Annotated in this window: 23 protein-coding genes; 22 read left to right on the forward strand and 1 reads right to left on the reverse strand. The window is 70.3% G+C overall.

The features are described from left to right. Positions 1-12: 12 nt before the first annotated feature. The 3 genes from lysA (at position 13) to BLS95_RS24515 (ending at position 3,883) form a co-directional block, all read left to right on the forward strand. The gene (lysA, locus tag BLS95_RS24505) at positions 13-1,395 is read left to right on the forward strand and encodes a diaminopimelate decarboxylase (protein WP_090935499.1); all 1,383 of its coding nucleotides are present in this window, start codon (positions 13-15) and stop codon (positions 1,393-1,395) included. Continuing rightward, the gene (locus BLS95_RS24510; protein WP_281250033.1) at positions 1,392-2,681 is read left to right on the forward strand and encodes a homoserine dehydrogenase; all 1,290 of its coding nucleotides are present in this window, start codon (positions 1,392-1,394) and stop codon (positions 2,679-2,681) included. Before lysA ends, BLS95_RS24510 begins: the two co-directional genes overlap by 4 nt. 128 nt (positions 2,682-2,809) lie before the next feature. Beyond that, positions 2,810-3,883 (forward strand): glycosyltransferase family 2 protein, encoded by a 1,074-nt coding sequence (locus tag BLS95_RS24515; RefSeq protein ID WP_090935502.1) that lies wholly within the window; start codon positions 2,810-2,812, stop codon positions 3,881-3,883. Positions 3,884-3,896: 13 nt separating this feature from the next. Here BLS95_RS24515 and BLS95_RS24520 read toward each other — a convergent pair whose 3' ends face one another. Further along, complete coding sequence (locus BLS95_RS24520) at positions 3,897-5,288, reverse strand: glycosyltransferase family 2 protein (protein ID WP_245765243.1); 1,392 nt, start codon at positions 5,286-5,288, stop codon at positions 3,897-3,899. Positions 5,289-5,541: 253 nt separating this feature from the next. On the opposite strand from BLS95_RS24520, the gene thrC reads away from it, so the two are divergent. The 19 genes from thrC to BLS95_RS24615 all read left to right on the forward strand — a co-directional run bounded on the left by thrC (position 5,542) and on the right by BLS95_RS24615 (position 23,795). After that, positions 5,542-6,600, forward strand: coding sequence for a threonine synthase (gene thrC / locus BLS95_RS24525; protein ID WP_090935508.1), 1,059 nt, complete (start codon positions 5,542-5,544; stop codon positions 6,598-6,600). Between the two features lie 29 nt (positions 6,601-6,629). Continuing rightward, positions 6,630-7,535: a homoserine kinase gene (thrB, locus tag BLS95_RS24530; RefSeq protein ID WP_090935511.1), complete on the forward strand. Its 906-nt coding sequence runs from the start codon at positions 6,630-6,632 to the stop codon at positions 7,533-7,535. A 457-nt stretch (positions 7,536-7,992) separates the two neighbouring features. Beyond that, a complete protein-coding gene (rho, locus tag BLS95_RS24535; RefSeq protein WP_090935514.1) occupies positions 7,993-10,065 on the forward strand; it encodes a transcription termination factor Rho in 2,073 nt (690 codons plus the stop codon). 198 nt (positions 10,066-10,263) lie between these two features. Beyond that, a complete protein-coding gene (locus tag BLS95_RS24540) occupies positions 10,264-11,529 on the forward strand; it encodes a sensor histidine kinase (protein WP_218135966.1) in 1,266 nt (421 codons plus the stop codon). Positions 11,530-11,539: 10 nt separating this feature from the next. Beyond that, a complete protein-coding gene (locus BLS95_RS24545) occupies positions 11,540-12,175 on the forward strand; it encodes a response regulator (protein WP_090935520.1) in 636 nt (211 codons plus the stop codon). Positions 12,176-12,333: 158 nt separating this feature from the next. Further along, the gene (rpmE, locus tag BLS95_RS24550) at positions 12,334-12,552 is read left to right on the forward strand and encodes a 50S ribosomal protein L31 (protein ID WP_043616312.1); all 219 of its coding nucleotides are present in this window, start codon (positions 12,334-12,336) and stop codon (positions 12,550-12,552) included. Between the two features lie 90 nt (positions 12,553-12,642). Further along, positions 12,643-13,695, forward strand: coding sequence for a peptide chain release factor 1 (gene prfA, locus BLS95_RS24555; RefSeq protein WP_090935522.1), 1,053 nt, complete (start codon positions 12,643-12,645; stop codon positions 13,693-13,695). Next, positions 13,692-14,546 carry a peptide chain release factor N(5)-glutamine methyltransferase gene (gene prmC / locus BLS95_RS24560; RefSeq protein WP_090935525.1) on the forward strand — a complete coding sequence of 285 codons (855 nt, stop codon included), beginning with the start codon at positions 13,692-13,694 and terminating at the stop codon, positions 14,544-14,546. The genes prfA and prmC overlap by 4 nt, the downstream gene beginning before the upstream one ends. Before the next feature lies 1 nt (position 14,547). Continuing rightward, positions 14,548-15,204, forward strand: a complete 657-nt coding sequence (locus BLS95_RS24565; RefSeq protein WP_176993366.1) for an L-threonylcarbamoyladenylate synthase — start codon at positions 14,548-14,550, stop codon at positions 15,202-15,204. An 88-nt stretch (positions 15,205-15,292) separates the two neighbouring features. Continuing rightward, positions 15,293-17,329 carry a collagen-like domain-containing protein gene (locus BLS95_RS55840; protein ID WP_090935528.1) on the forward strand — a complete coding sequence of 679 codons (2,037 nt, stop codon included), beginning with the start codon at positions 15,293-15,295 and terminating at the stop codon, positions 17,327-17,329. Next, positions 17,329-17,700 (forward strand): hypothetical protein, encoded by a 372-nt coding sequence (locus BLS95_RS24575; RefSeq protein WP_090935531.1) that lies wholly within the window; start codon positions 17,329-17,331, stop codon positions 17,698-17,700. The genes BLS95_RS55840 and BLS95_RS24575 overlap by 1 nt, the downstream gene beginning before the upstream one ends. A gap of 65 nt (positions 17,701-17,765) precedes the next feature. Further along, positions 17,766-19,031 (forward strand): serine hydroxymethyltransferase, encoded by a 1,266-nt coding sequence (locus BLS95_RS24580; RefSeq protein WP_090935534.1) that lies wholly within the window; start codon positions 17,766-17,768, stop codon positions 19,029-19,031. 57 nt (positions 19,032-19,088) lie between these two features. Next, entirely contained in the window at positions 19,089-20,372 is a 1,284-nt protein-coding gene (locus BLS95_RS24585; protein WP_090935537.1) for a glycosyltransferase family 4 protein, read from the forward strand. A 130-nt stretch (positions 20,373-20,502) separates the two neighbouring features. Beyond that, entirely contained in the window at positions 20,503-20,925 is a 423-nt protein-coding gene (locus tag BLS95_RS24590) for a Cg1360 family ATP-synthase-associated protein (protein WP_090935541.1), read from the forward strand. 65 nt (positions 20,926-20,990) lie between these two features. Then, the gene (locus BLS95_RS24595; RefSeq protein ID WP_245765245.1) at positions 20,991-21,209 is read left to right on the forward strand and encodes an AtpZ/AtpI family protein; all 219 of its coding nucleotides are present in this window, start codon (positions 20,991-20,993) and stop codon (positions 21,207-21,209) included. An 82-nt stretch (positions 21,210-21,291) separates the two neighbouring features. Next, entirely contained in the window at positions 21,292-22,089 is a 798-nt protein-coding gene (atpB, locus tag BLS95_RS24600) for a F0F1 ATP synthase subunit A (protein WP_090935544.1), read from the forward strand. Between the two features lie 71 nt (positions 22,090-22,160). Further along, positions 22,161-22,400, forward strand: a complete 240-nt coding sequence (gene atpE, locus BLS95_RS24605; protein ID WP_090935546.1) for an ATP synthase F0 subunit C — start codon at positions 22,161-22,163, stop codon at positions 22,398-22,400. A gap of 28 nt (positions 22,401-22,428) precedes the next feature. After that, on the forward strand, positions 22,429-22,986 hold the full coding sequence (locus BLS95_RS24610) for a F0F1 ATP synthase subunit B (RefSeq protein ID WP_176993367.1): 558 nt from the start codon (positions 22,429-22,431) through the stop codon (positions 22,984-22,986). After that, entirely contained in the window at positions 22,986-23,795 is an 810-nt protein-coding gene (locus tag BLS95_RS24615; protein ID WP_090935549.1) for a F0F1 ATP synthase subunit delta, read from the forward strand. Before BLS95_RS24610 ends, BLS95_RS24615 begins: the two co-directional genes overlap by 1 nt.

The following is a 23,795-nucleotide window of genomic DNA, read 5'->3' on the forward strand; positions in this document are numbered from 1 at the left end:
AGCCTCGATCGGGTGAGTCGATTCGCCCATCCAGCCGGGGACCGGCACGCTGAGATGCTGCCCCACGAGCGCCCTCCGCAGGCGCCCGCCGACCTCAACCGGATCAATCCCGCGATCTGGCCCCGAACGTCGGCCCGGACCGACGGCGCGCTCACTGTCGGCGGCGTGGACGTGCGTGACCTGGCCCGCGAGCACGGCACGCCCCTCTACGTCCTCGACGAGGACGACGTACGCTCCCGCATGCGCGACTACGCCACGGCCTTCTCCGACTCGGACGTCCACTACGCCGGCAAGGCGTTCCTGTGCAAGGAGCTCGTGCGCTGGCTGCGCGAGGAGGGACTCGGGCTCGACGTGGCCAGCGGCGGCGAGCTGGCGGTGGCGCTCAGCGTCGGGTTCCCGCCCGAGCGCATCACCATGCACGGCAACAACAAGTCCGCCGCCGAGCTGACCAGGGCGCTGGAGGTGGGGGTCGGGCACATCGTGGTCGACTCCTTCGACGAGATCGCCCGCCTGGGCTTCCTCGCCGAGCGGCTCGGCAAGCGGCCCAAGGTGATGGTCAGGATCACCACCGGGGTCGAGGCCCACACGCACGAGTTCATCGCGACGGCGCACGACGACCAGAAGTTCGGGCTGTCGCTGAGCTCCGGGGCCGCCGCCGAGGCCGTCCGCCGCATTCTCGCGCTGCCGCAGCTTGAGCTGGCCGGGCTGCACTCCCACATCGGCTCCCAGATCGTGGACACGGCGGGGTTCGAGGTGGCCGCGCGGCGGCTGGCCTCGCTGCTCGTCGAGATCAAGGAGGAGCACGGCGTCTTGCTGCCCGAGCTGGACCTGGGCGGCGGCTACGGCATCGCCTACGTCGAGGGGGACGAGGCGCCCGACATCAAGGAGCTGGCCGACGGGCTGCGCGAGATCGTCGCCAAGGTGTGCGTGGCCGCGGGGCTGTCCGTGCCGCGCCTGACCGTGGAGCCGGGGCGCACCATCGTGGGACCGGGCGGCATCACGCTCTACGAGGTCGGGACGGTCAAGGACGTCGAAGGGCTGCGCTCCTACGTGAGCGTCGACGGCGGCATGAGCGACAACGTACGCACGGCTCTTTACGGCGCCGACTACACGGCGGTGCTGGCCAGCCGCGAGAGCCAGGCCGAGCCGGTGCTCAGCCGCCTGGTCGGCAAGCACTGCGAGAGCGGCGACATCATCGTGCGCGACTGCCACCTGCCCGCCGACCTGGCCCCCGGCGACCTGATCGCGGTGGCCGCGACCGGCGCCTACTGCCGCTCGCTGGCCAGCAACTACAACTACCTGCCCAAGCCCGCCGTGGTGGCCGTCTCCGGCGGCACCGCCCGCGTGATCATGCAGGGCGAGACCGAGGACGACCTGTTGAGGGGGCAGCTGTGAAACCGCTGAAAGTGGCTCTTCTGGGCTGCGGCGTCGTCGGCTCGCAGGTCATCAGGCTCATGCACGAGCAGGCCGCCGACCTGACCGCCCGGGTGGGCGCGCCGCTGGAGCTGGCCGGGGTCGCGGTGCGGCGGCTGGGCCGCAAGCGCGACGTCACGGTGGACCCCGCGCTGCTCACCACCGACGCCGAGGCGCTGGTCGCCCGCGACGACGTGGACATCGTGATCGAGGTCATCGGCGGCATCGAGCCCGCCCGCTCGCTGATCGTCTCGGCCCTGTCCAGCGGCAAGTCGGTGGTCACCGCCAACAAGGCGCTGCTGGCCGAGGACGGCGCCACCCTGCACGAGGCCGCCCGCGCGGGCGCCGGCGACCTCTACTTCGAGGCCAGCGTCGCCGGGGCCATCCCGCTGCTGCGCCCGTTGCGCGAGTCGCTGGCCGGCGACCACGTCACACGGGTGCTCGGCATCGTCAACGGCACCACCAACTACATCCTCGACAAGATGGACTCCACCGGCGCGTCCTTCACCGACGCCCTGGAGGAGGCCCAGACCCTGGGCTACGCCGAGGCCGACCCGACCGCCGACGTCGAGGGCTTCGACGCCGCCGCCAAGGCCGCGATCCTGGCCGGGCTGGCCTTCCACAGCCGCGTCACGGCCGCCGAGGTGCACCGCGAGGGCATCACCGACATCACCGCCACCGACGTGGCCTCGGCCAAGGCCATGGGCTACGTCATCAAGCTGCTGGCCATCTGCGCCCGCTCCGACGACGGCCGCTCGATCGGGGTGCGGGTGCACCCGGCGATGATCCCGCGCTCCCATCCGCTGGCGGGGGTGCGGGAGGCGTACAACGCGGTGTTCGTGGAGGCGGAGTCGGCGGGGCAGCTGATGTTCTACGGCAAGGGCGCCGGCGGCGCCCCCACGGCCTCGGCCGTGCTCGGCGACCTGGTGGCCGTCGCCCGCAACCGCCTGGCGGGCACCCACGGGCCGGCGGAGTCGACCTACGCGGAGCGGGTGGTGCACCCCATGGGGGAGACCGTCACCCGCTGCCACGTGGCCCTGGACGTGGCCGACAAGCCGGGCGTGCTGGCCCGGGTGGCCGAGCTGTTCGCCAAGCACGACGTGTCGATCCAGACCGTGCGCCAGGAGGGCCACGGGGACGACGCCCAGCTCGTCATCGTCACCCACCGCGCCACGGACGCCGCCCTGACGGCGACCATGGAGGGGCTGCGGGAGCTGGACATCGTGCGCGCGGTGGCCAGCGTGATGCGGGTGGAGGGCGACGACTAGCGGCGCCGGAAGGCGTGAGGCGCCCGCTCCCACCGTGAGCCCGGGAATGTGGGCGCTCGCGTCTGCCCGTGGGTGGAACGGGCGTAGGGTAGGCGCCGACTGAGTCCCCGTCGCCGAGGAGCTTGCCCATGTCCGTCACCCCTTGCGGCTTCACGCGTACGCCGGAGCAGGGGCTGGCCCGGTTGCGCTGGGCGGACGGCGGCTGGGCGGTCGAGGGGCCGGGGCGCGAGGAGCAGGAGTTGCACGCGCTGCGTGGCCTGGAGGTCGAGTGGCCCGCCGAGCAGGTGCCGCTGGGGGGCCTGCTGCGGCTGGCGGCGGCCGGGATTCCGCTGACGGCCGAATCGGCGGCCCCCTGGGTGCCCGCCGAGCTCGCCGCGCTGCTCACCGACCGCGACTGGCTCGGCCACGCCGCCGACGGCACCCCGCGCTCCCTCGCCGACCTGCGGCGCGAGGAGCACAGCGTACGCCTGCGCCGCCTGGCCCACCCCACCGGCCGGCCGAAGATCAGCATCGTCATGTCGACCAAGAGGCCGGGCATGGTCGGGGCGGCGCTGGCCCGGATGGAGCGGCAGCGGGACGTCGAGGCCGAGGTGCTGCTGGGGCTGCACGGGGTGGCGTTCGAGCAGGTGCGCGCGGCGGTCGAGGGCTGCTCGCTGCCGGTCGCGTGGGTCGAGGCGGAGGCGTCGGTGCCCTTCGGCGAGGTGCTCAACCGGGCGGCGGCCCAGGCGAGCGGCGACTACCTGGCGAAGTGGGACGACGACGACTGGTATGGTCCCCGCCACCTGGCCGACCTGTTCATGGCGCTGTCATACGCGGGGGCGGACGTGGTGGGCACGACGGCCGAGTTCTTCTATCTGGAGCCGCTGCGGGCGACGATCAGGCGGACGACGTTCGCGAGCGGGGCGAGCTACCCGAGCGAGGTCTGGGCCGATCACATCGCTGGCGGCACGATCATGCTTCCTTTGCCGAAATTTCAAGAAATCGGGGGATTTCCTGGTTTGCCGCGGGCCGTCGACCTCGAATTCCTGAAGGCCGCGCAGCAGGCCGGGGCGCGCATCTACCGCACCCACGGCCTGGGCTACGTCCTGCGCAGGGGCCTCAGCGACGAGCACACCTGGCAGCTGCCGCTGGCCCACTTCCTCAAGGTGGCCGCCAACCAGTGGCGCGGCTTCCGCCCCAGCCTGCTGATGGAGGCGGCGTAGGGCTTGCCCCGCGTCAGTTCGGACGCAGGGCCGACTTCAGGCGCCTCAGGAGGGTCTTCTCCGGGGACTCGGCGGCCGGCTGCTGGGCCGGGGCCGGGATGGTGACCGGCTCGGGTTTCGCGGGCGCGGGCCAGAAGCGGTCCGGCGGCTCGTGGCGTATCCCGTGGGTGGTGGCGATGACGGCGTCCGGGTCCGCGTCCGGGCCGGCGAGCAGGGCGGCGCGCCCGAGCGCCGAGGTGCGCTCCAGCCGGGCCGTGCGCCCGTCGGGGAGGTCCACGACCAGCACGCCAACGAGATCCTGCTGCACCGACTCGACCATCCGCTCCAGCGTCACCCGGTGCAGCGCCACGTCCACCGGGCCGCGGTAGCGGAACGGGGTCGGCGCGGGGGTCGGGGCGGCCTCGTCGATCAGACGGACACGTTCGTCGTGCGCGAACAGGTCACGCATCAGCCGCAGCTCGAAACACGCGTCCGAGAGCGCGAAGCGGCGCGAGGAGTCCAGCAGCGACCACGGCCCGACCAGCGTCACCACGACGTCCTGCAGCTTGCCGTCCAGCGCCGCCGACACCGCCTCCCGCACCACGGACATCGAGGTGTCCCGCACGTCGAACACGATCTCCACGTACGGCACCAGCCACCGCCGCCCCCGCTCCTTGCGCAGGTCCCTGCGCAGCGGGATCCGATGCGCCAGGTACGGCTCGACCGCCCGCACGGCCCGCTCCTTGTCGCGGCGCTGCGCCGGCAGCCCGAGGTGCACGGCCTGGGCGTCCAGGTCGGGCACGAACACCACGCCGTGCATCGCCAGCCGGTAGGAGAACTCGGTGTCCTCACCCCGCACCACGTTCGGGTCCAGCCCGCCCACGGCGTGGAACACCTCCCTGCGCAGGGCGAACGTCGGCCCGGTGCACACGTGGTACGGATTGCGGCTCTTGCGCAGCCCGTCGGTCTTGGCGATCGTCGCCTCGGTGGAGCTCGCCACGGCCCCGGCCAGGTCGAACACCTCTCCCAGCCGCTCGGCGCGGAACACCTGCCGTGGGGTGACGGGCGGCGCCTCGACGAACTTTTTCATCCCGATCGTCACCAGGTAGTCCGTCACGTGGTGCCAGCGGGCCAGGGCCTCGATGTGCTCGCGGCAGGCCACCATGTCGGCGTCCAGTCGCTGGATGATCTCGCCGTCGGCGGCCTTGGCGCCGGTGTTGACCGCGTTGGAGATGCCCCAGCCGTCGCGTACCCGTACGACCCGGGTGCCGGCCGGCTTCAGCTCGGGCAGCCGGATCGGCGGCTCGCTGCCGTCGTCGACGACCAGAACCTCCATGAGATGGGCCGGATACGTCTGCGCCGCCAGCGCGGCCAGCGTCAGATCCAGCCGTTCCTGCCCGCCGTGAGCGGGTATCACCACGCTCACGGAGAGGGCGGGTGTCCAGGTGCCGAGCGGCGGTGCCGCTACAGGTGAATAGTCGTTCTGCCTCAAAGCAGGACGCGCGTCCATGGTGGTGACCCCCTGGCCGAGACCTTATCGGGAGATGCTGAGAATTTCCTGAATAGTGCCCCTGTCCAACAAGGGTTTTACGCGGCCCGTCCGACCTGTGGACACGGCTCTGCGACGGGCCGCCCCACCCCGTAAACTCGGTGCCCAACACCGCAGGTAGGGAGTCATCATGAGCAGGTCATGGCGTGGCCTCATAGAGGAATATCGCGAGCGTCTTCCTGTCACGCCGAGGACGCCCGTCATCACGCTGCTCGAAGGCGGCACGCCGCTGGTGCCCGCGCACCGCGTGTCCGCCCTCACGGGGTGCGACGTCTACCTGAAGGTCGAGGGGGCCAACCCGACGGGCAGCTTCAAGGACCGCGGGATGACGATGGCCATCAGCAAGGCGGTCGAGGAGGGGGCCAAGGCGGTCATCTGCGCCTCGACCGGCAACACCTCGGCCTCCGCGGCGGCCTACGCCGTTCGCGCGGGGCTCACCTGTGCCGTGCTGGTGCCGAAGGGGAAGATCGCCATGGGCAAGCTGGCCCAGGCGCTCGTTCACGGGGCCACGCTGCTGCAGGTCGAGGGGTCGTTCGACGACTGCCTGGAGATGACCAGGAAGTTGTCCTCCAGCTATCCCATCGCGCTGGTCAACTCGGTCAACCCCTACCGGTTGCAGGGGCAGAAGACGGCGGCCTTCGAGATCGTCGACACGCTCGGCGACGCGCCGGACATCCACTGCATCCCGGTCGGCAACGCGGGCAACATCGCGGCCTACTGGATGGGCTACAGCGAATACGCGGGCGACGGCGTGTCGTCGAAGCGGCCGCGGATGTTCGGCTTCCAGGCCAGCGGCGCGGCGCCGATCGTGACGGGGGCGCCCGTGGCCCATCCGCACACGATCGCCACCGCGATCCGCATCGGAAACCCGGCCTCCTGGTCGCTGGCCACCGCGGCCCGCGACGAGTCGGGCGGGGCCATCCAGTCGGTGACCGACCGGCAGATCGCGGCGGCTTACAAGCTGCTGGCGCAGGAAGAGGGCGTGTTCGTGGAGCTCGCTTCGGCGGCCAGCGTGGCCGGGCTCCTGCAGGCCCACGCGCAGGGCATGGTGGAGGCGGGGCAGCGTATCGTCTGCACGGTCACGGGCAACGGGCTGAAGGACCCCGACTGGGCCATCTCGGGGGCTCCGGCGCCGGTCGTCGTACCCATTGACGTCCACGCCGCCGCGGCGGCGCTCAATCTCGCATGACGGCGAGCAACGGGAGGACACGTGAGTGAATGAGGACCGTTGAGATTCGCGTGCCGGCCACGTCGGCGAACCTCGGGCCGGGGTTCGACGCGCTGGGGCTGGCGCTGGGTCTGCACGACGAGGTCGAGGTCGCGCTCACCGGTGACCGGGGTGTGCACGTCACCGTGGAGGGCGAGGGCGCGGGAGAGGTCGACCTCGGTGAGGGCCACCTCGTCGTCAGGGCCATGCGGCGGACGTTCGGCAGGATGGGAGTCCCTCAGCCGGAGGGGATCCGCCTGCACTGCCGCAACCGGATCCCGCACGCCCGCGGGCTGGGATCGTCCTCGGCGGCGGTCTGCGCGGGGATCCTGGCCGCCCGGGCCCTGGCCGGCGGCGACTTCTCCGACGATGCGGTGTTCGAGCTGGCCACCGAGCTGGAGGGCCATCCGGACAACGTGGCCCCGTGCCTGGCCGGCGGTCTGACCGTGGCGTGGGTCGACCACGCCGGAGCGCCGCATATGGTGAAACTAGTACCCGACGCGCGCGTCCGCCCGGTCGTCCTCGTTCCCACGACTCGGCTGGCCACGGAGACCGCGCGGGGACTACTGCCGAAGGATGTGCCCCACAAGGACGCCTCCTTCAACGCCGGCCGGGCCGCGTTGCTGATCGCCGCGCTGACCCAGCGGCCGGAACCAGGGCTTCTGCTCGCCGGCACTGAAGATCGGCTCCATCAGCATTACCGCGCGCCTGCCATGCGGGAGAGCGCGGATCTGGTAGAACGTCTCCGTGCGGTGGGCGTGCCCGCCGTGGTTTCGGGAGCGGGTCCCACGGTGCTTGCGTTTTCGACATCGGATTCGCAGGATTTGATCGCGCCAGAAGTGGGTAATGACTGGCACATCCAGCAAATGGACGTCGACCCGGTTGGTGCGAACGTTCAGTTCCCCGAGACACGCTGATGCCTCTTTAGACCTTCAGGGAATAGCCGTGTGCGCTGGTGATGTTAGGCTGATAGCCGCACCAGATGCCCCCTTGGTGGGTGCGTGCTTGTCAGCCATACATCGCTGCATCATGCTTCACGTCGCGAGGCGTGAGCAGCGCGGCTGTCTCCCCGGAATCCGTCGCCTCCGGTTGGCCCACACCCGGTTGGCTCGACGCGAGGTGGCGACGACGGGGACCTGCGCGTTCGAAGCAACTCGACATCTGGTTGGCGACAGCAATCCGGGGGGTGTCAGCCACGCGCCAAGGCCCATGGGCGGCGTGGACCAGCCCCTCCCCGAGAGTGGCGGCCGTCTCCAGCGACAGCCGAAGATCGCAAAGTGCACCCCGACCCGGTCTGTCCCGCCGGATCGCAAGCACCTCCGGGACGCCCGGCAGAACAAAACCGGCGCCCGACCCCTGGGAAGGACCTTTTAGTTGAGCGACACCACCGAACTCCTCTCCGACGCATCAGGCGCTGAGCCGGCGTCCGGCGACACCCCCACCCGCGCCCCGGCCAAGCCGCGTGCGCGTCGCTCCGGCACCGGACTGTCCGCCAAGGTGCTGCCCGAGCTGCAGAAGATGGCAGCGGAGCTGGGCATCAGCGGGACCGGGCGTATGCGGAAGAGCCAGCTCATCGCGGCCATCCAGGAGAAGCAGGGTGGCGGTTCCGGCGATGGCGCACCGGCCACCGCACCCGTAGCAGAGGCTCCGGCCGCGACGGACTCGGCCGCGGCTCCCGCGGCCGAGCGGCCGACCCGCACGCGCAGGGAACGTTCCCGCCCCAAGACAGTCGAGGACCCCGCCCCGCCACCGGCGGCTCAGCCGGCCGAGCCCGTGATCGCGGCCCCCGAGCCGGTCGCCGCCGCGGCGCCGGCCGACCCGATCGTGGAGCAGCCCGCGCAGCCCGCGCAGCCGGTGCAGTCCACGCAGCCCGTGGACGCGGGCCAGGGTGACACCAGGGCCGAGCGTGGCGAGAGCCGCCGCGAGCGCCGCAGCCGTGGCGAGCGCCGCGACCGTGGCGAGCGTGGCGACCGCAACGAGCGCGGCAGTGACCGCAGCAGCGACCGCAGCAGTGACCGCGGCAGTGACCGCACCGGCGACCGTGGCGGCGACCGCCTTGGCGACCGCTCGGGCGGCGACCGCGGTGAGGGCGGTCGTGCCGACGGGCGCGGCGAGCAGCGTGAGCGTGCCGCCGACCTCGGTGGCCGCGGTGACCAGCGCGGTGATCAGCGCGGAGACCAGCGGGGCGACCAGCGCGGCGGCGAGGACGACGACCGTGGCGGGCGCGGCCGCAGGGGCCGCTTCAGGGAGCGCAACCGCGGCCGGGGCCGCGACCGCTTCGAGGGCAGCGAGCCGGTCATCGGCGACGACGACGTCCTCATCCCGATCGCCGGCATACTCGACATCCTCGACAACTACGCGTTCGTCAGGACCAGCGGCTACCTGCCCGGCAGCAACGACGTCTACGTCTCGCTGGCCCAGATCCGCCGCAACGGCCTGCGCAAGGGCGACGTCATCACCGGCGCCGTTCGGCAGCCCCGCGAGGGCGAGCGGCGCGAGAAGTTCAACGCCCTGGTCCGCCTCGACACCGTCAACGGCATGGACCCGGAGCAGGCCCGCAACCGGCCCGACTTCAACAAGCTGACGCCGCTCTACCCGCAGGAGCGCCTGCGGCTCGAGACCGAGCACAACATCCTCACCACGCGGATCATCGACCTGGTCTCGCCGATCGGCAAGGGCCAGCGTGGTCTGATCGTCTCGCCGCCCAAGGCCGGCAAGACGATGGTGCTGCAGGCCATCGCCAACGCGATCACCCGCAACAACCCCGAGTGCCACCTGATGGTCGTGCTCGTGGACGAGCGGCCTGAAGAGGTCACCGACATGCAGCGGTCGGTCAAGGGCGAGGTCATCCACTCGACCTTCGACCGTCCTGCCGAGGACCACACCACCGTCGCCGAGCTCGCCATCGAGCGGGCGAAGCGTCTGGTGGAGCTGGGCCACGACGTGGTCGTCCTGCTCGACTCGATCACCCGCCTCGGCCGCGCCTACAACCTGGCGGCCCCGGCCTCCGGGCGCATCCTGTCGGGTGGTGTCGACTCCACGGCGCTCTACCCGCCCAAGCGCTTCTTCGGCGCCGCCCGCAACATCGAGAACGGCGGCTCGCTGACGATCCTCGCCACGGCCCTGGTCGAGACCGGGTCGAAGATGGACGAGGTCATCTTCGAGGAGTTCAAGGGCACCGGCAACATGGAGCTCAAGCTCAACCGCTCCCTGGCCGACAAGCGCATCTTCCCGGCGGTGGACGTGGACGCGTCCGGCACCCGTAAGGAAGAGATCCTCATGGCCAAGGAGGAGCTGCAGATCGTCTGGAAGCTGCGGCGGGTGCTGCACGCGCTGGACATGCAGCAGGCTCTGGAGCTGCTCCTGGAGAAGATGAAGGAGACCAAGTCCAACGCGGAGTTCCTCCTGCAGGTCCAGAAGACCACGGTGAGCAACGACCGCGACTAGCGGATCTCTGCGGATCATCTCTGCGGAAGGGGGCGGTCGGGGGTTTCCCCGGCCGCCCCTTCCGTTGTCCAGAAGCCTCGGGTGTCCTTGATCGAGGGGCTTCGGAGTTCTTGCGGGGGCGGGGGTGGGGGTAGCCCTACCTTGAGACGGAAGCTCGCTGCATTCACTCCTGAGGCCCGCGCGGGCACGCTGGGAGGCATGCGATCGGTGGCGTTGAAAGACCGCGTGCCATTAGGCCCCAAGGGGCCGCTGGGGGCCCTGGTCGATCCGATGACCTGGCGGGCGGCCCCGTACTTGCTGGTCAGTGGGGCCTTCGGGTTCGGCTGGTTCGTGTTGCTGGCGTTCGCCGTGCCGGTGTCGCTCGCACTGGCGATCATCTGGGTGGGTGTGCCGCTGACGATGGCCACCGTGCTGATGTGGCGCGGCGGGGCGATGCTGGAGCGGCGGCTGCTCCGGGCGGCGTTCGGGATCACGATCGCCGACCCGTACCGGCGGCGGCCCGAGCGTGGCGTGGGGGCGCACATCCGGTGGCTGCTGGGCGATGCCGCCACCTGGAAGGACCTGGGCTACCTGCTCATGCTGCTGCCGCTGGGGCTCGTCGAGGGCGCGCTGTCGGTCGCGTTGTGGATGGCCACGGGGGTGCTGCTGTTCGCGCCCGTGTGGCTGGCCCTGGACAGGGGTACGGCGTTCCACAGCGATATCGTCATCGACGACTGGGCGGGGTCGTTCGTCGCGGCGGTGTTCGGGGCCCTGGTGCTGGTGCTGACCGCGTACCTCGTGCGGGGGATGGCCTGGCTGCACGGGACGCTCGCCGTCGTGCTGCTCGGCGGCGGCGAGGAGGAGCGGCTGCGGGCCAGCAGGGCCCGCGGGATCGACGCGGCCGAAGCCGAGCGGCGCCGGATCGAACGGGATCTGCACGACGGCGCCCAGCAGCGGCTGCTGTCCGTGGCGGTGGACCTGGGGCGGGCGCAGTCGAAGTTCGACACCGAGCCCGAGACGGTCAGAACGCTCATCGCCCAAGCTCACGCGGGCACGAAGGCCGCCATCGCCGAGCTGCGCAACCTGGCCAGGGGCATCCATCCGGCCATCCTGAGCGACCGCGGGCTCGACGCCGCCCTGTCCGGGCTGGCCGCGCGGGCGCCCATCCACGTGGACGTGTCCGTGGAGCTGGCCGAACGGCCTCCGGCGGCGGTGGAGAGCATCGCGTACTTCACCGTGGCCGAGGCGCTGACCAACATGGCCAAGCACTCGGCGGCGACCGAGGCGACGGTCACGGTCATCAGGGACCACCGCGGGGTGGTCGTGGACGTGTGGGACAACGGCGTCGGCGGGGCGGTCATGTGCCCTGGAGGCGGCCTGTCGGGGCTGGCCGACCGGGCGGCCACCATCGACGGCGTGCTCGTGCTGCACAGCCCGGTGGGCGGGCCCACGATCGTCCGCGCGGAGCTGCCCTGCGAATGGTAGGCATGAGCCCATGCGCGTGGTCATCGCCGAGGACTCCGTACTGCTGCGGGAAGGGCTCTCGCGGCTGCTGGCCGACGGGGGCATCGACACCGTCGCCGCGGTCTCCGACGGCCCCTCGCTGGTCGACGCGGTGCGGGAGCACGAGCCCGACCTGGCGATCGTCGACGTGCGCATGCCGCCGAGCCACACCGACGAGGGCCTGCGGGCGGCGCTGCGGGTGCGCGCGGCCAGGCCCGACTTCCCGATCCTGGTCCTGTCGCAGTACGTGGAGGAGCGTTACGCCGGGGACCTCATCGGCAGGGCCGTCGGCTACCTGCTGAAGGAGCGGGTGGCCGACGTGGCCGAGTTCCTGGAGGCGGTGCGGCAGGTGGCGGCGGGCGGCACGGTCATCGACCCCGAGGTCGTCGTGCAGTTGCTCAGCCGGCAGCGCCGGGGCGCCCCGCTGGACTCGCTCTCGCCCCGGGAGCGGGAGGTGCTGGCCCTGATGGCCGAGGGCCGCTCCAACACCGCCATCGCCTCCCGGCTGGTCGTCACGGAAGGCGCGGTGGAAAAGCATATTTCCGGCATCTTCGCCAAGCTGGCGCTCGGACCCGCGCCGGAGGACCATCGGAGGGTGCTCGCCGTGCTCACCTATCTGGGCCGCTGACGGGTCAGGCGGGGCAGGTGTGGCCCGAGTGAAGATCGTGGGAATGCCGGATGGCCTGGGATGGTTGCACGATCTGGCACACTGGTAGCTGACCATTTCGCGGTTCCGGTTCACGCCTGTGACGGCGACCCGGCGGCCGCGGCCCCGAAAGGACAGCGATGAAGCGCGACATTCACCCTGACTACCACGTGACGCAGGTGTCCTGCTCCTGCGGCAACACGTTCACCACCCGCAGCACCGCGAAAAACGGCGTGATCCACGCCGACGTGTGCTCTGCCTGCCACCCGTTCTACACCGGCAAGCAGAAGATCCTCGACACGGGCGGCCGGGTGGCGCGCTTCGAGAAGCGCTTCGGCAAGAAGGCCACGGGCAAGTAGCTTCACTCACGCCGGTCCGGACGCACCCCGGTGCGCCTGGGCCGGCGTTGTTGGTGCGACAAGGGCCACCCAACGGACGAAGGACCCACGGTGAATCTCGACGAGTTGCTCAAGGAGTATTCCGAGCTGGAGGTGCAGCTCGCCGATCCCGCCGTGCACGCAGACCAGAACAGGGCCCGCACCCTCGGTCGGCGCTATTCCCAGCTCACGCCGATCATCGGCACCTATCGCGAGCTGGAGTCGGCCCGCGAGGACCTCGCCGCCGCCAAGGAGCTGGCAAGCGAGGACGAGGCGTTCGCGGAGGAGGCCGCCGAGATCCAGGAGCGCATCCCCCAGATGGAGGAGAAGCTCCGGCACCTGCTCATCCCGCGCGATCCCAACGATGACAAGGACATCATCATGGAGATCAAGGCGGGCGAGGGCGGTGAGGAGTCGGCGCTGTTCGCGGGCGACCTGCTGCGGATGTATCTCCGTTACGCCGAGCGGCTCGGCTGGAAGACCGAGGTCATCGACAGCCAGCCCTCCGACCTCGGCGGCTACAAGGACGTCACGGTCGGCATCAGGGCCAAGGGCGACGAGGGCGTGTGGTCCAGGCTCAAATACGAGGGCGGGGTGCACCGCGTCCAGCGGGTGCCCGTCACCGAGTCGCAGGGCCGCATCCACACCAGCGCCGCGGGCGTGCTCGTCTACCCGGAGGCGGAGGAGGTCGACGTCCAGATCGACCCCAACGACCTGCGCATCGACGTCTACCGGTCCAGCGGCCCCGGCGGCCAGAGCGTCAACACCACCGACTCCGCGGTCCGCATCACCCACCAGCCCACGGGCGTGGTCGTCTCGTGCCAGAACGAGAAGAGCCAGCTGCAGAACAAGGAGTCGGCGATGCGCATCCTGCGCGCCCGGCTGCTGGCCATCGCCCAGGAGGAGGCCGAGGCCGCCGCCCAGGCCGAGCGCAAGTCGCAGGTCCGGACGGTCGACCGGTCCGAGCGCGTACGCACGTACAACTTCCCGGAAAATCGCATCTCCGACCACCGGGTGGGCTTCAAGGCGTATAACCTCGACCAGGTTCTCGACGGTGAGCTCAGCGCCGTCACCCAGGCCCTCATCGACGCCGAGATGGCGGAGAAGCTCGCACAACACTCATGACATTTCTCCTGGACGAGATCGCCCTCGCCACCGCCCGGCTGGCCGAGGCAGGTGTTCCCTCCCCGCGCACCGACGCGGAGGAGATAGCGGCGTTCGTCCACGGCGTGCGCAGGAGCGAGCTGCACACGGTCAAGGACGCCGACTTCGACGCGCTGTTCTGGGAGGGCGTCGCCAGGCGGGAGGCCCGCGAGCCGCTGCAGCACATCACCGGGCACGCCTATTTCCGCTATCTGGAGCTGGCGGTCGGGCCCGGGGTGTTCGTGCCGCGGCCGGAGACCGAGGTGGTGGCGGGCTGGGCCATCGAGACGCTGCGCGAGATGGACGTGACCGCGCCGCTCGTGGTGGACCTCGGCACCGGGTCGGGGGCGATCGCGCTCTCCATCGCCCAGGAGGTGGCGCTGGCCGAGGTGCACGCCGTGGAGGTCGATCCCGGGGCGTACACATGGGCCAAGCGCAACATCTCCGAGCACGGGCAGGGCCGTACCCACCTGCATCCCGAGGATCTCGCGGAGGCGCTCCCCGAGCTCAACGGGAAGGTGGACCTGGTCATCTCCAACCCGCCGTACATCCCGCCCGGGGCCATCCCGCGTGATCCCGAGGTGCGTGACTACGACCCCTCCAGGGCGCTCTACGGTTCGGGCGAGGATGGGCTGGGGGAGGTGCGCGCGGTCGAGCGTACGGCGCGGCGCCTGCTGCGGCCCGGCGGCTGGGTCGTCGTCGAACACGCCGACGAGCAGGGCAGGGCGGTCTACCTGACCTTCCCCGAGGACAAGGGCTGGCGTGACGTGCGGCTTCGCCAGGACCTCACCAGAAGGGACCGCTTCGTCACGGCCCGGCTGGGGCAGGACTAGGATGCACGCCGTGGGAAGACGCTATGACTGCTCCGACCTCGACCAGCGGAGCGAGGGACTGACGGAGGCCGCCGCCGCGGTGCGCCGCGGCGAGCTCGTGGTGCTGCCGACCGACACGGTCTACGGCATCGGCGCCGACGCGTTCACGCCGGCGGCCGTGACCGCGTTGCTCGACGCCAAGGGGCGGGGGCGGGAGATGCCGCCGCCGGTGCTCGTGGGGACCGTCAGAGCCGCCACAGCGCTCGTAGAGGACCTGGGACCCTATGGGCAGGATTTGATAGACGCCTTCTGGCCCGGGGCGCTCACGCTCGTCTGTAAGGCCAACAGGGCCCTTACCTGGGACCTGGGGGAGACCAAGGGCACGGTGGCCGTTCGCATGCCGCTGCATCCGGTCGCGCTCGACCTGCTCAAGGAGACCGGTCCCATGGCCGTCTCCAGCGCCAACCGCTCCGGCGCGACGCCGGCCATGACGGCGGAGGCGGCTCAGGAGCAGCTCGGCGATTCGGTCGCGGTCTATCTCGACGGCGGCAGGACCACCGACAACACGCCCTCCACCATCCTCGACCTCACTACGGCCGTGCCCCGGATGTTGCGGCGCGGCGCGATCCCGGTGGAGAAGCTGCGCGGCATCATCGGCTACGTCGCCACCGACGACTGATCGATACCGTCTGCTTATCCCGGCTGCGGTCGTGACGCGGCCAAGATTACGGTGAGGCCCGGAGCGGTGAGACGTCCGGGAGTGGCCGATGGGCAAGTTCGACGGCATGGATCCCAAGCTGGTTCGTGACCTGCTGACCGAGGTGAAGCACGCGGCCACGCAGATGCGCGCGGTCGAGGACCGGGTCAGGGCCGCGATGAGCCGGGCCGGCCTCGCCACCCAGACCACCCACCGTCCCGTCCAGGTCGCCGAGGCGGCGGACGCGATGGTCAAGGACGTCAACGTCCGGCTCGGGACGCTGGAGAAGCGCGTGGACCAGCCGCCGGGGGACGTTCCCGAGCTGGGAAGGGAATCGGCCGACGAGCGGGGCAGAACGGGCGAGGAAGCGAAGACCGGCGAGGAGGGCAAGTCCGGCGAGGACGGGACCGTCGGTAAGGACGGGGCTGCCGGTAAGGACGGGACGAGGGACGACGGCGGGAGCTCCGGGAGAGACGGGGACCAGGCCAAGACCGGGGATACTCCGAAGGCCGGAGACGAACCTAAGGCCGGGGACAACCCGAAGACCGGGGACGACCCGAAGGCCGGGGATGGGGCGAAGGCCGGGGATGGGGCGAAGACCGGCGACGGCGAAGGCACGACGGACTCTGACGGGAAGCGGCGCGACGACGCCGAAAGCGCGGGGGCCGGTAAGGACACGGGGACGGGTAAGGACACCGGGACCGGCCAGGGCACCGGGGCTGGGAAGGACACGGGAGCCGAGGGCACGGCCTGCGACCAGCCCGCGGACCAACCCAAGGACGTCGATCAGGACGGCAAGCGGGACGGCGGGGCCAAGACCGACGGGAGCGCGACCGGCACCCCGGCCAAGGACCAGCAGGACGCGACGAAGCCGCAGATCGTGGTGGTCGACGGGGTCAAGGTTCTCCAGGTGCCCATCGACCCGCCGACGGCCGAGCAGTTGGAAGCCCTGCTGGAGAACACCGACGACGTGCGACCCGCGGAAATGCCGAAGGTGTCCGTGGACGCCGACGCCGCGGCGGACGTCAGCGTCTGGACCAACGACGGCAGCGACGTGGTCTCCGCCAACACGACCCCGCCCAGCCCGGACGCCCTGAAGACGGTGATCGAGAATTACCGGGATGTCCAGCCGATGGAGATGCCGAGGGTCGAGGTCCCGGCGGGCGAATACGGAAAGGGCGATGGGGTGGACATCCGCGTCGACGGCCCCACGGGCTCGATCGACCCGGGCCGGCCGACCACGGGCGGCGGCGACGGGGTGATCCTGCCTCCGCCTGGAACGGCCCCAGAAGCCGGCTCCACGACGCAGATCCCGGGCATCCCCACCACGCCCGTGAACGACACGCCCGGCGACGTCTCACCCGCCTACGGAGGCCCGCGTGGGGATGGCTCGCCGGCCGACGACACGGCCTCGGCCGCGCGGGCCGACGACGCATGCGCCTCAGGCTCGGATCGGTCGCCCGGCGGCACGGACACCACTCCCGGCGGGTCGGCAGGAGATCAGCCGGGCCAGGGATCCGGTGACGGCCAGGGCACCGGTGGCAGGGACGCTGGCGGCCAGGACGCCAGGGGCAAGGATGCCGGCGATCAGGGCACCGGTGGCAGAGAGACCGGCGGCCAGGGCACCGGTGGCACCGGTGGCAGGGATGCTGGGGACCAAGGCGCCGGCGGCCAGGGCGCCGGTGGCGCCGGTGGCAGGGATGCTGGGGGCCAGGGCGCCGGGGGCAGGGAAGGCGGCGGCCAAGGGGCTGCGGAGCGGGGCTCGGGTGATCAGGGGACCGCTGAGCGGGGCGGGGGCGACCAGGGGACTGCTGAGCGGGGGGCGGGTGGCCAGGGGACCGCTGAGAGCGGGACGGGCGGACGGGGGGAGCCTGTGAGGATTCCGCCGACGCCTCCGGCGGCCGAACAGCAACAGCCTGGTGGCGCCGTGCCCGAGGCTTCTGGCGGCGCCTTGCCCGCACGGTCCGATGGCGGTGGCGGCTATTCAGTCGGTGGTGGGGTTGAGAGGGAGGTCAAGTTCCAGGTGGTGGTGGGCGACGGGAGTGATGTGGTCACGGTGAATGTCGCGCCGGTCGACGAGCCCGGTGGGCCGGAGAGGAGGGCGTGATGTACGTCGATCCGCCGGCCCCCAAGCCCCGAGGACGGGACGAGGTCCCGCCGGTCCCCACGGGACCCCTGGACAACCCCCAGAGAGCCTGGGCGTTCAATCCCGACTACCAGCGCCTGATCGTCGCCTGGAACACGGTCATGCCGCAGCTCGACACCCTCAGAACGGCCCTCGACAGGGCGTACGACCTGGCCAGGAGCCCGCAGACGTGGGACGCCCCGGTGGGCAAGCGTTACGTCGAGGACATCCGCGAATGGCGCACCAGGCTGGCCGTCTACCGTCATTCCGTGCTCACCGCGATCAGCGACGAGGCGGCCGACACACCGCGCTGGATCCCGACGGAGAGCAACGCCCCGCACGCCTTCCAATGAGGTGATATTTCCGCCCAGAGCTCTGGCATCTGGGAGAACCGGACATTGGGCCGTACAGTGGGGAAATGGGTGCAGAGCCCTACTACGGCCCGGACTTCGGGCTGCTACGGCGGCAGGATCCCGAGCTCGCTCAGGTCCTGCTCGACGAACTGGACCGGGTGCGCGGCGAGCTCCAGCTCATCGCGAGCGAGAACTTCACCTCGCCCGCGGTCCTGGCCGCCCTGGGATCCACCCTGACCAACAAGTACGCCGAGGGCTACCCGGGCCGGCGCTACTACGGCGGCTGCGAGGTCGTGGACCGGGCCGAGCGGCTGGCGGTGGAGCGGGCACGCCGGTTGTTCGGCGCCGAGCACGCCAACGTCCAGCCCCACTCCGGCGCCTCCGCGAACCTGGCCGCCTGCGCCGCCCTGCTCCAGCCCGGCGACACGATGCTGGCCATGGCCCTGGCCCACGGCGGCCACCTCACCCATGGCTCGAAGGTGAACTTCTCCGGAAGATGGTTCGACGTCGTCTCGTACGGCGTGCGTCGGGACACCGAACTCATCGACTACGACGAGGTACGCGACCTCGCCCTGCGGCAACGGCCGAAGGTCATCGTGTGCGGCGCCACGGCGTACCCGAGGTTGATCGACTTCGGGGCCTTCCGCGGGATCGCCGACGAGGTGGGGGCCTGGCTGCTGGCCGACGTGGCGCACCCGATCGGGTTGATGGCGGGCGGCGTGATCCCGTCGGCGGTGCCGTACGCGGACGTGGTGACCTTCACCACGCACAAGGTGCTGCGCGGGCCGCGCGGCGGCGCCATCCTGTGCACCGAGGAGCTGGCGAAGCGGATCGACCGGGCGGTGTTCCCGTTCGTGCAGGGCGGGCCGCTGATGCACGTGGTGGCGGCCAAGGCGGTGGCGTTGGCGGAGGCGATGCGGCCGGAGTTCGCCGGCTACGCCAGGCGGGTGGTGGTGAACGCGCGGGCGCTGACGGACGCGCTGGCCGCCGCGGGGATGCGGCCGGTGTCCGGCGGCACGGACACCCACCTGGCCCTGATCGACCTGCGTGACCTGGGGGTGTCGGGGGCGGAGGCGGAGCGAAGGTGCGCGGCGGCCGGGATCACCCTCAACCGCAACGTGATCCCCTACGATCCCGAGCCCCCGGCCGTGACCTCGGGGATCCGCGTCGGCACGCCCTGCCTGACGACCCAGGGCATGGGGCCGGAGGAGCTGGAAGAGGTGGGTACGCTGGTGGCCCGCGCGGTGCGCCGGCCGGACGAGGCGGAGGAGGTTCGGGCAAGAGTCTCGGCGCTTCTCGCCATACATCCGCCATATCTCAGCGAATATTAAGCTGGTCTGTGTTGTTTTCCGGTCACAGTCGGCCGGAGTATCCGGGAAACTAGGTCCGTGCGCGAATACCTGTTCATGGCGCTCATCTCAGCGGCTGTGACCTACCTGCTGGTCCCCTTGGTGCGCCGTTTCGCCATCCGCATCGGCGCCATGCCTGAGATTCGCGATCGTGACGTGCACACCACGCCGACGCCCAGGCTGGGCGGCCTGGCCATGTACGGCGGGCTGGTCGCGGGCCTGTTGCTGGCCGGCCAGCTCACCCACTCCGGTTCGGCTCTGCTCGACACGGGAGCCCAGCCGGTGCTGGCGCTGATAGTCGCGGGCGGGCTCATCACGATCACCGGCTTCCTGGACGACTGGTGGGGCATGGACGCCTTCATCAAGCTCGCCGGCCAGGTTGCGGCGGCCGGGGTGCTGGTCTACTTCGGGATGCGGCTGACCTCGCTCCCGCTGCCCGAGGCGTGGGGCGGCCCCACCAGCCTCGACTACACGCTGAGCACCGTGATCACCATCCTGGTCGTGGTCGTGACGATCAACGCGGTCAACTTCGTGGACGGGCTCGACGGGCTCGCCGCCGGGATCGTGTGCATCGCCGGCATGGCCACCTGGGCCTACTCGATCATCATTTCCCAGGACATCACCGGCAGCAACATCACCGCCACGGCCGCCATCGCAGCCGTTCTCATCGGCACCTGCCTGGGCTTCCTGCCGCACAACTTCCACCCGGCGAAGATCTTCATGGGCGACACCGGCGCCATGCTGATCGGGCTGGTGCTGGCCTCCTCGATCGTCACGGTGACGCCGGTCGACACCTCGGCCATCGTGGACATGAACAAGTTCCCGGTGGTGCTGCCGCTGCTCGTCCCCGCAGCGGTGCTGGTGCTGCCGCTCATCGACCTGATCACCGCCGTCGTGCGGCGCACCTCCTACGGCATGTCGCCGTTCGCGCCCGACCGGGGCCACCTGCACCACCGGTTGATGGACATCGGCCACTCGCACCGGCGGTCCGTGCTGATCATGTACGCCTGGACCTTCCTGTTCTCCTTCGGCATCGTGGGCATGTCCACCGTGGGTGTGCCCGTCCTGCTGTTCCCCGTGGTCATCGTGCTGGCGGTGGCCGTTCTGGTGCTGATGGCCCTGCCGCGCTGGCGGGGCAGGGGCGGTGCGCACGCGGCGCAGCGCGGTAAGCCCGACGACGACGGGCCGCCCACCGGTCCGATGCCGCCGATCCTGCCGGATACCGAGGTCAGGCGGCGGATGCCACCCGCGGACGGCTCATCGCCCGAGCGCGCGACCGCCGAGGGCAAACCGGTCATCCCTGCCTTTCCGAGCGGTTCTTGATCGCGAACTAGAAACGGCAGGTAAAAGCGGCCTTCCGTGAGCTTGTGATATCTTTCACGAGCAGGGACTCCAGATTCGCCGATTCTGGAGGTAGCAAACGCTCGCTTGACAACTGGTTGATGGAGCACCGATGCAGGCCAATGACGTGCGCGTACTCAGGAGCGCCGCCATACCGACCTTCGCGGTCGGGATGGTCGCCGTGGTCGCCTCCCTGCTGATGGCAGGTGGCAAAGGCGCGCTGGGGGCGGCGCTCGGCGCCTTGCTCGTCGGGGTTTTCTTCAGCATCAGCGTGGTAGCGGTGTCCTATGCCGCCCGGGTCTCCCCCCAGTTGATGGCGATCGCCGCGATGGTCAGCTACCTCGTCAAGGTCGTTGTGATCATGGTCGTGCTGAACGCGTTCCGGGATACCACCGCCTGGAACACCATGGCGTTCGCCTGGACCGTCGTGGTCTGCACGCTGGTCTGGACCGGGTTCGAGGTTCGGGCGTTCCTCAAGACGAAGATGCTCTACGTCGACCCGGAGGCCTCGGTTCCGGGCAAGGGCGAGTCATGAGGTCGGTGCCCGGGCGGGGCCCGATATGACTAGTCCTCCAGTTGCCTGCTATCGTCAGCCCCGCGATGAGCGCACAGGAACGCCGACCCGAAGAGGACGGTCGCGACTTCGCCGACGCCATGTGGTCGGTCCCCAGCTACCTGCTTGCGGGGATGGCCATCTACGGCGGTGCCGGCTGGTTGCTGGACCGCTGGCTGGACATGTCCGCGTTCTTCTTCCCCATAGGCATCGTCCTTGGGGCAGTGCTCGGCGGCTATCTGGTCTACCGGAAGTTCGGTCGCTAGCCCGACCCGGCGATCACCCCGCCGAACACTCCGCCGATGAGGAAACCTTTGTGATCCACTACGACGTTGAAGGGAACGCCGCGTGAACGCGCTGACGGTCCTAGCTCCCGACGATCAGTTCCGGGCGCCATCGCCTGACGAACTGTTCAACTCCTTCACCCCGATCATTCCCGGGGTCGACTGGTTCACCAAGCCGGTGCTGCTCGCCATCCTCAGCGCCGTCGTGGTGATCGGCGTTACCTGGGCGGCCTTCGCCACTCCCAAGGTCGTCCCCAGGGGTGTGCAGAACGTCGTCGAATACGGCTACATGTTCGTCCGCGACCAGGTCGCCCGGCCCTTCCTCGGCAAGGACACCGACCGCTGGATGGGCCTGCTGGTCTCGATCTTCTTCCTGGTCCTGGTGTGGAACCTGATGGGCGTCGTGCCCATCCTGCAGTTCCCCGTGGCCTCGCACATCGCCTTCCCGATCGTGCTCGCGGCGTTGATCTACGTCATCAAGATCTACCTGGGCATGAAGCACCAGGGCGCGATCGGCTACTTCAAGAACATGATGTTCCCGCCGGGGCTGCCCAAGGGCATCTACGTGCTGCTGGCCCCGATCGAGTTCATGTCCAACCTGATCATCGCGCCGTTCACGCACGCGGTCCGACTCTTCGCCAACATGTTCGCCGGTCACATGCTGCTGGCCTTCTTCAGCATGGTGGGCTTCTGGTTCCTCTTCGAGAAGCTGACGCCGCTCGGCGCCGGCGTGGGCGTGGTCGGCGTGATCATGACCATCATCCTCACGGCCTTCGAGATGTTCATCCAGTTCCTGCAGGCGTTCCTGTTCGCGTTGCTGGCGGCGATGTACATCGGTGGCTCCTTGCACGCAGAACACTGAGAACCACATACCGGAATATCCATGACCGGTGAGACTTCCCTTCACCGGCCGTCCAGTAAAGGAATACAGCAATGAGCGTTCTCGCTGAGGTCTCCGGCAACGTCACCGCCATCGGTTACGGTCTCGCCGCCATCGGCCCCGGCATCGGCGTCGGCATCATCTTCGGTCAGGGCGTGCAGGCCATCGCCCGCCAGCCCGAGGCGTACCCCCTGATCCGCCAGAACATGCTCCTCGGCTTCGTCCTCACCGAGGCCCTCGCCCTGATCGGTCTGGTCGCGCCGTTCATCTTCCAGGGCATCGGCGCTTCCTGATACACCCTTCTGACGAAAGGCTGCACCCATGATGATCAAGGCAGCTGCGCTCCTCGCGGCGGAGGAGGGCGCCAACCCGCTCCTTCCGCACGACTTCGAGCTTGTCGTCGGTATCTTCTCGTTCCTCGTCGTCTTCCTCGTCGTCGGCAGGATGCTCGTCCCGCGTATTCAGAAGACGCTGGCTGAGCGGACCAACGCCATCGAGGGCGGCATCAAGAGGGCCGAGGAGGCTCAGGCCGAGGCGCAGGCGCTGCAGCGGCGTTACACCGAGCAGTTGGAAGAGGCCCGGCGCGACGCGGCCAGGCTGCGCGAGGAGGCTCGCGAGCAGGCCGCGCAGATCAAGGCTGAGCTCCGTGAGGAGGCGCAGGCCGAGGCCCGCCGTCTCGTGGAGGCCGCGCACGCTCAGATCGAGGCGGACCGCCAGGCGGCGTTCGCTCAGCTCCGTACGGAGATCGGTCGCCTGTCGACCGACCTGGCCGGCCGCATCGTCGGCGAGTCCCTTGAGGACGAGGCCAGGCAGAGCCGCATCGTCGACCGGTTCCTCGATGAGCTGGAGAGCTCTCAGTCGGCGCAGGCGGTGCGCTGATGAGAGGCCTGAGCAGGTCGTCGTTCGCGCAGGTCGAAGAGCGGTTCAACGCGGTCGCCGGCAGTGCCGACCTCGGCACGCTCTCCGACGAGCTGTTCGCCATCGCGGATCTGCTCGATCGCGAGCACGGCCTGCGCCGTGCCCTGTCCGACCCGGCCAGGCCAGGAGAGCAGAAGGCGCGGACGGTGCGCGCGCTGCTCGGCGGCAAGGTCAGCGAGGCCGCGGTGGCCACGGCCGAGGCTGCGGTCTCGGTCCCGTGGTCGCGCGGCGGTGACCTGGCCGACGTGCTCGAACGGCTCGGTGTCGTCGCAGCGGCGGCCGAGGCGGAGAGCCAGTCCAGGATCGACGACGTGGAGGACGAGCTCTTCCGCTTCGGTCGCATCGTGGCCGCCAACGCCGGCCTGCGTCGCGCCCTGGCCGACGCGGGCGCTCCGGAGTCGGGCAAGCGGGAGTTGCTGCGCGACCTGCTCGACGGCAAGGTCGCGCCGACCAGCCTGCGCCTGATCACGCAGGTGGCGGTACACCCGCGAGGACGTAGCCTGGAGTCAGGCCTGGAAGAGGTCGGCCAGCTCGTGGCGCAGCAGCGCCAGCGCCTCGTGGCCGTCGTACGCAGCGCGGTCGAGCTGACCGAGGAGCAGAAGCAGCGCCTGTCGGCGTGGCTGAGCGCCTCCTACGACCGTGACGTCCACCTGAACGTCGAGGTCGACAAGCGAGTGCTCGGTGGGTTCTCGGTCCGCATCGGCGACGAGATCATCGACACCACCATTGTGGGACGAATCGAAGAAGTCCGCCGCCGGTTGGCCGGCTAG

The organism is Nonomuraea jiangxiensis, from assembly GCF_900099965.1.
In the GTDB taxonomy this organism is placed as follows: Bacteria; Actinomycetota; Actinomycetes; order Streptosporangiales; family Streptosporangiaceae; genus Nonomuraea; species Nonomuraea jiangxiensis.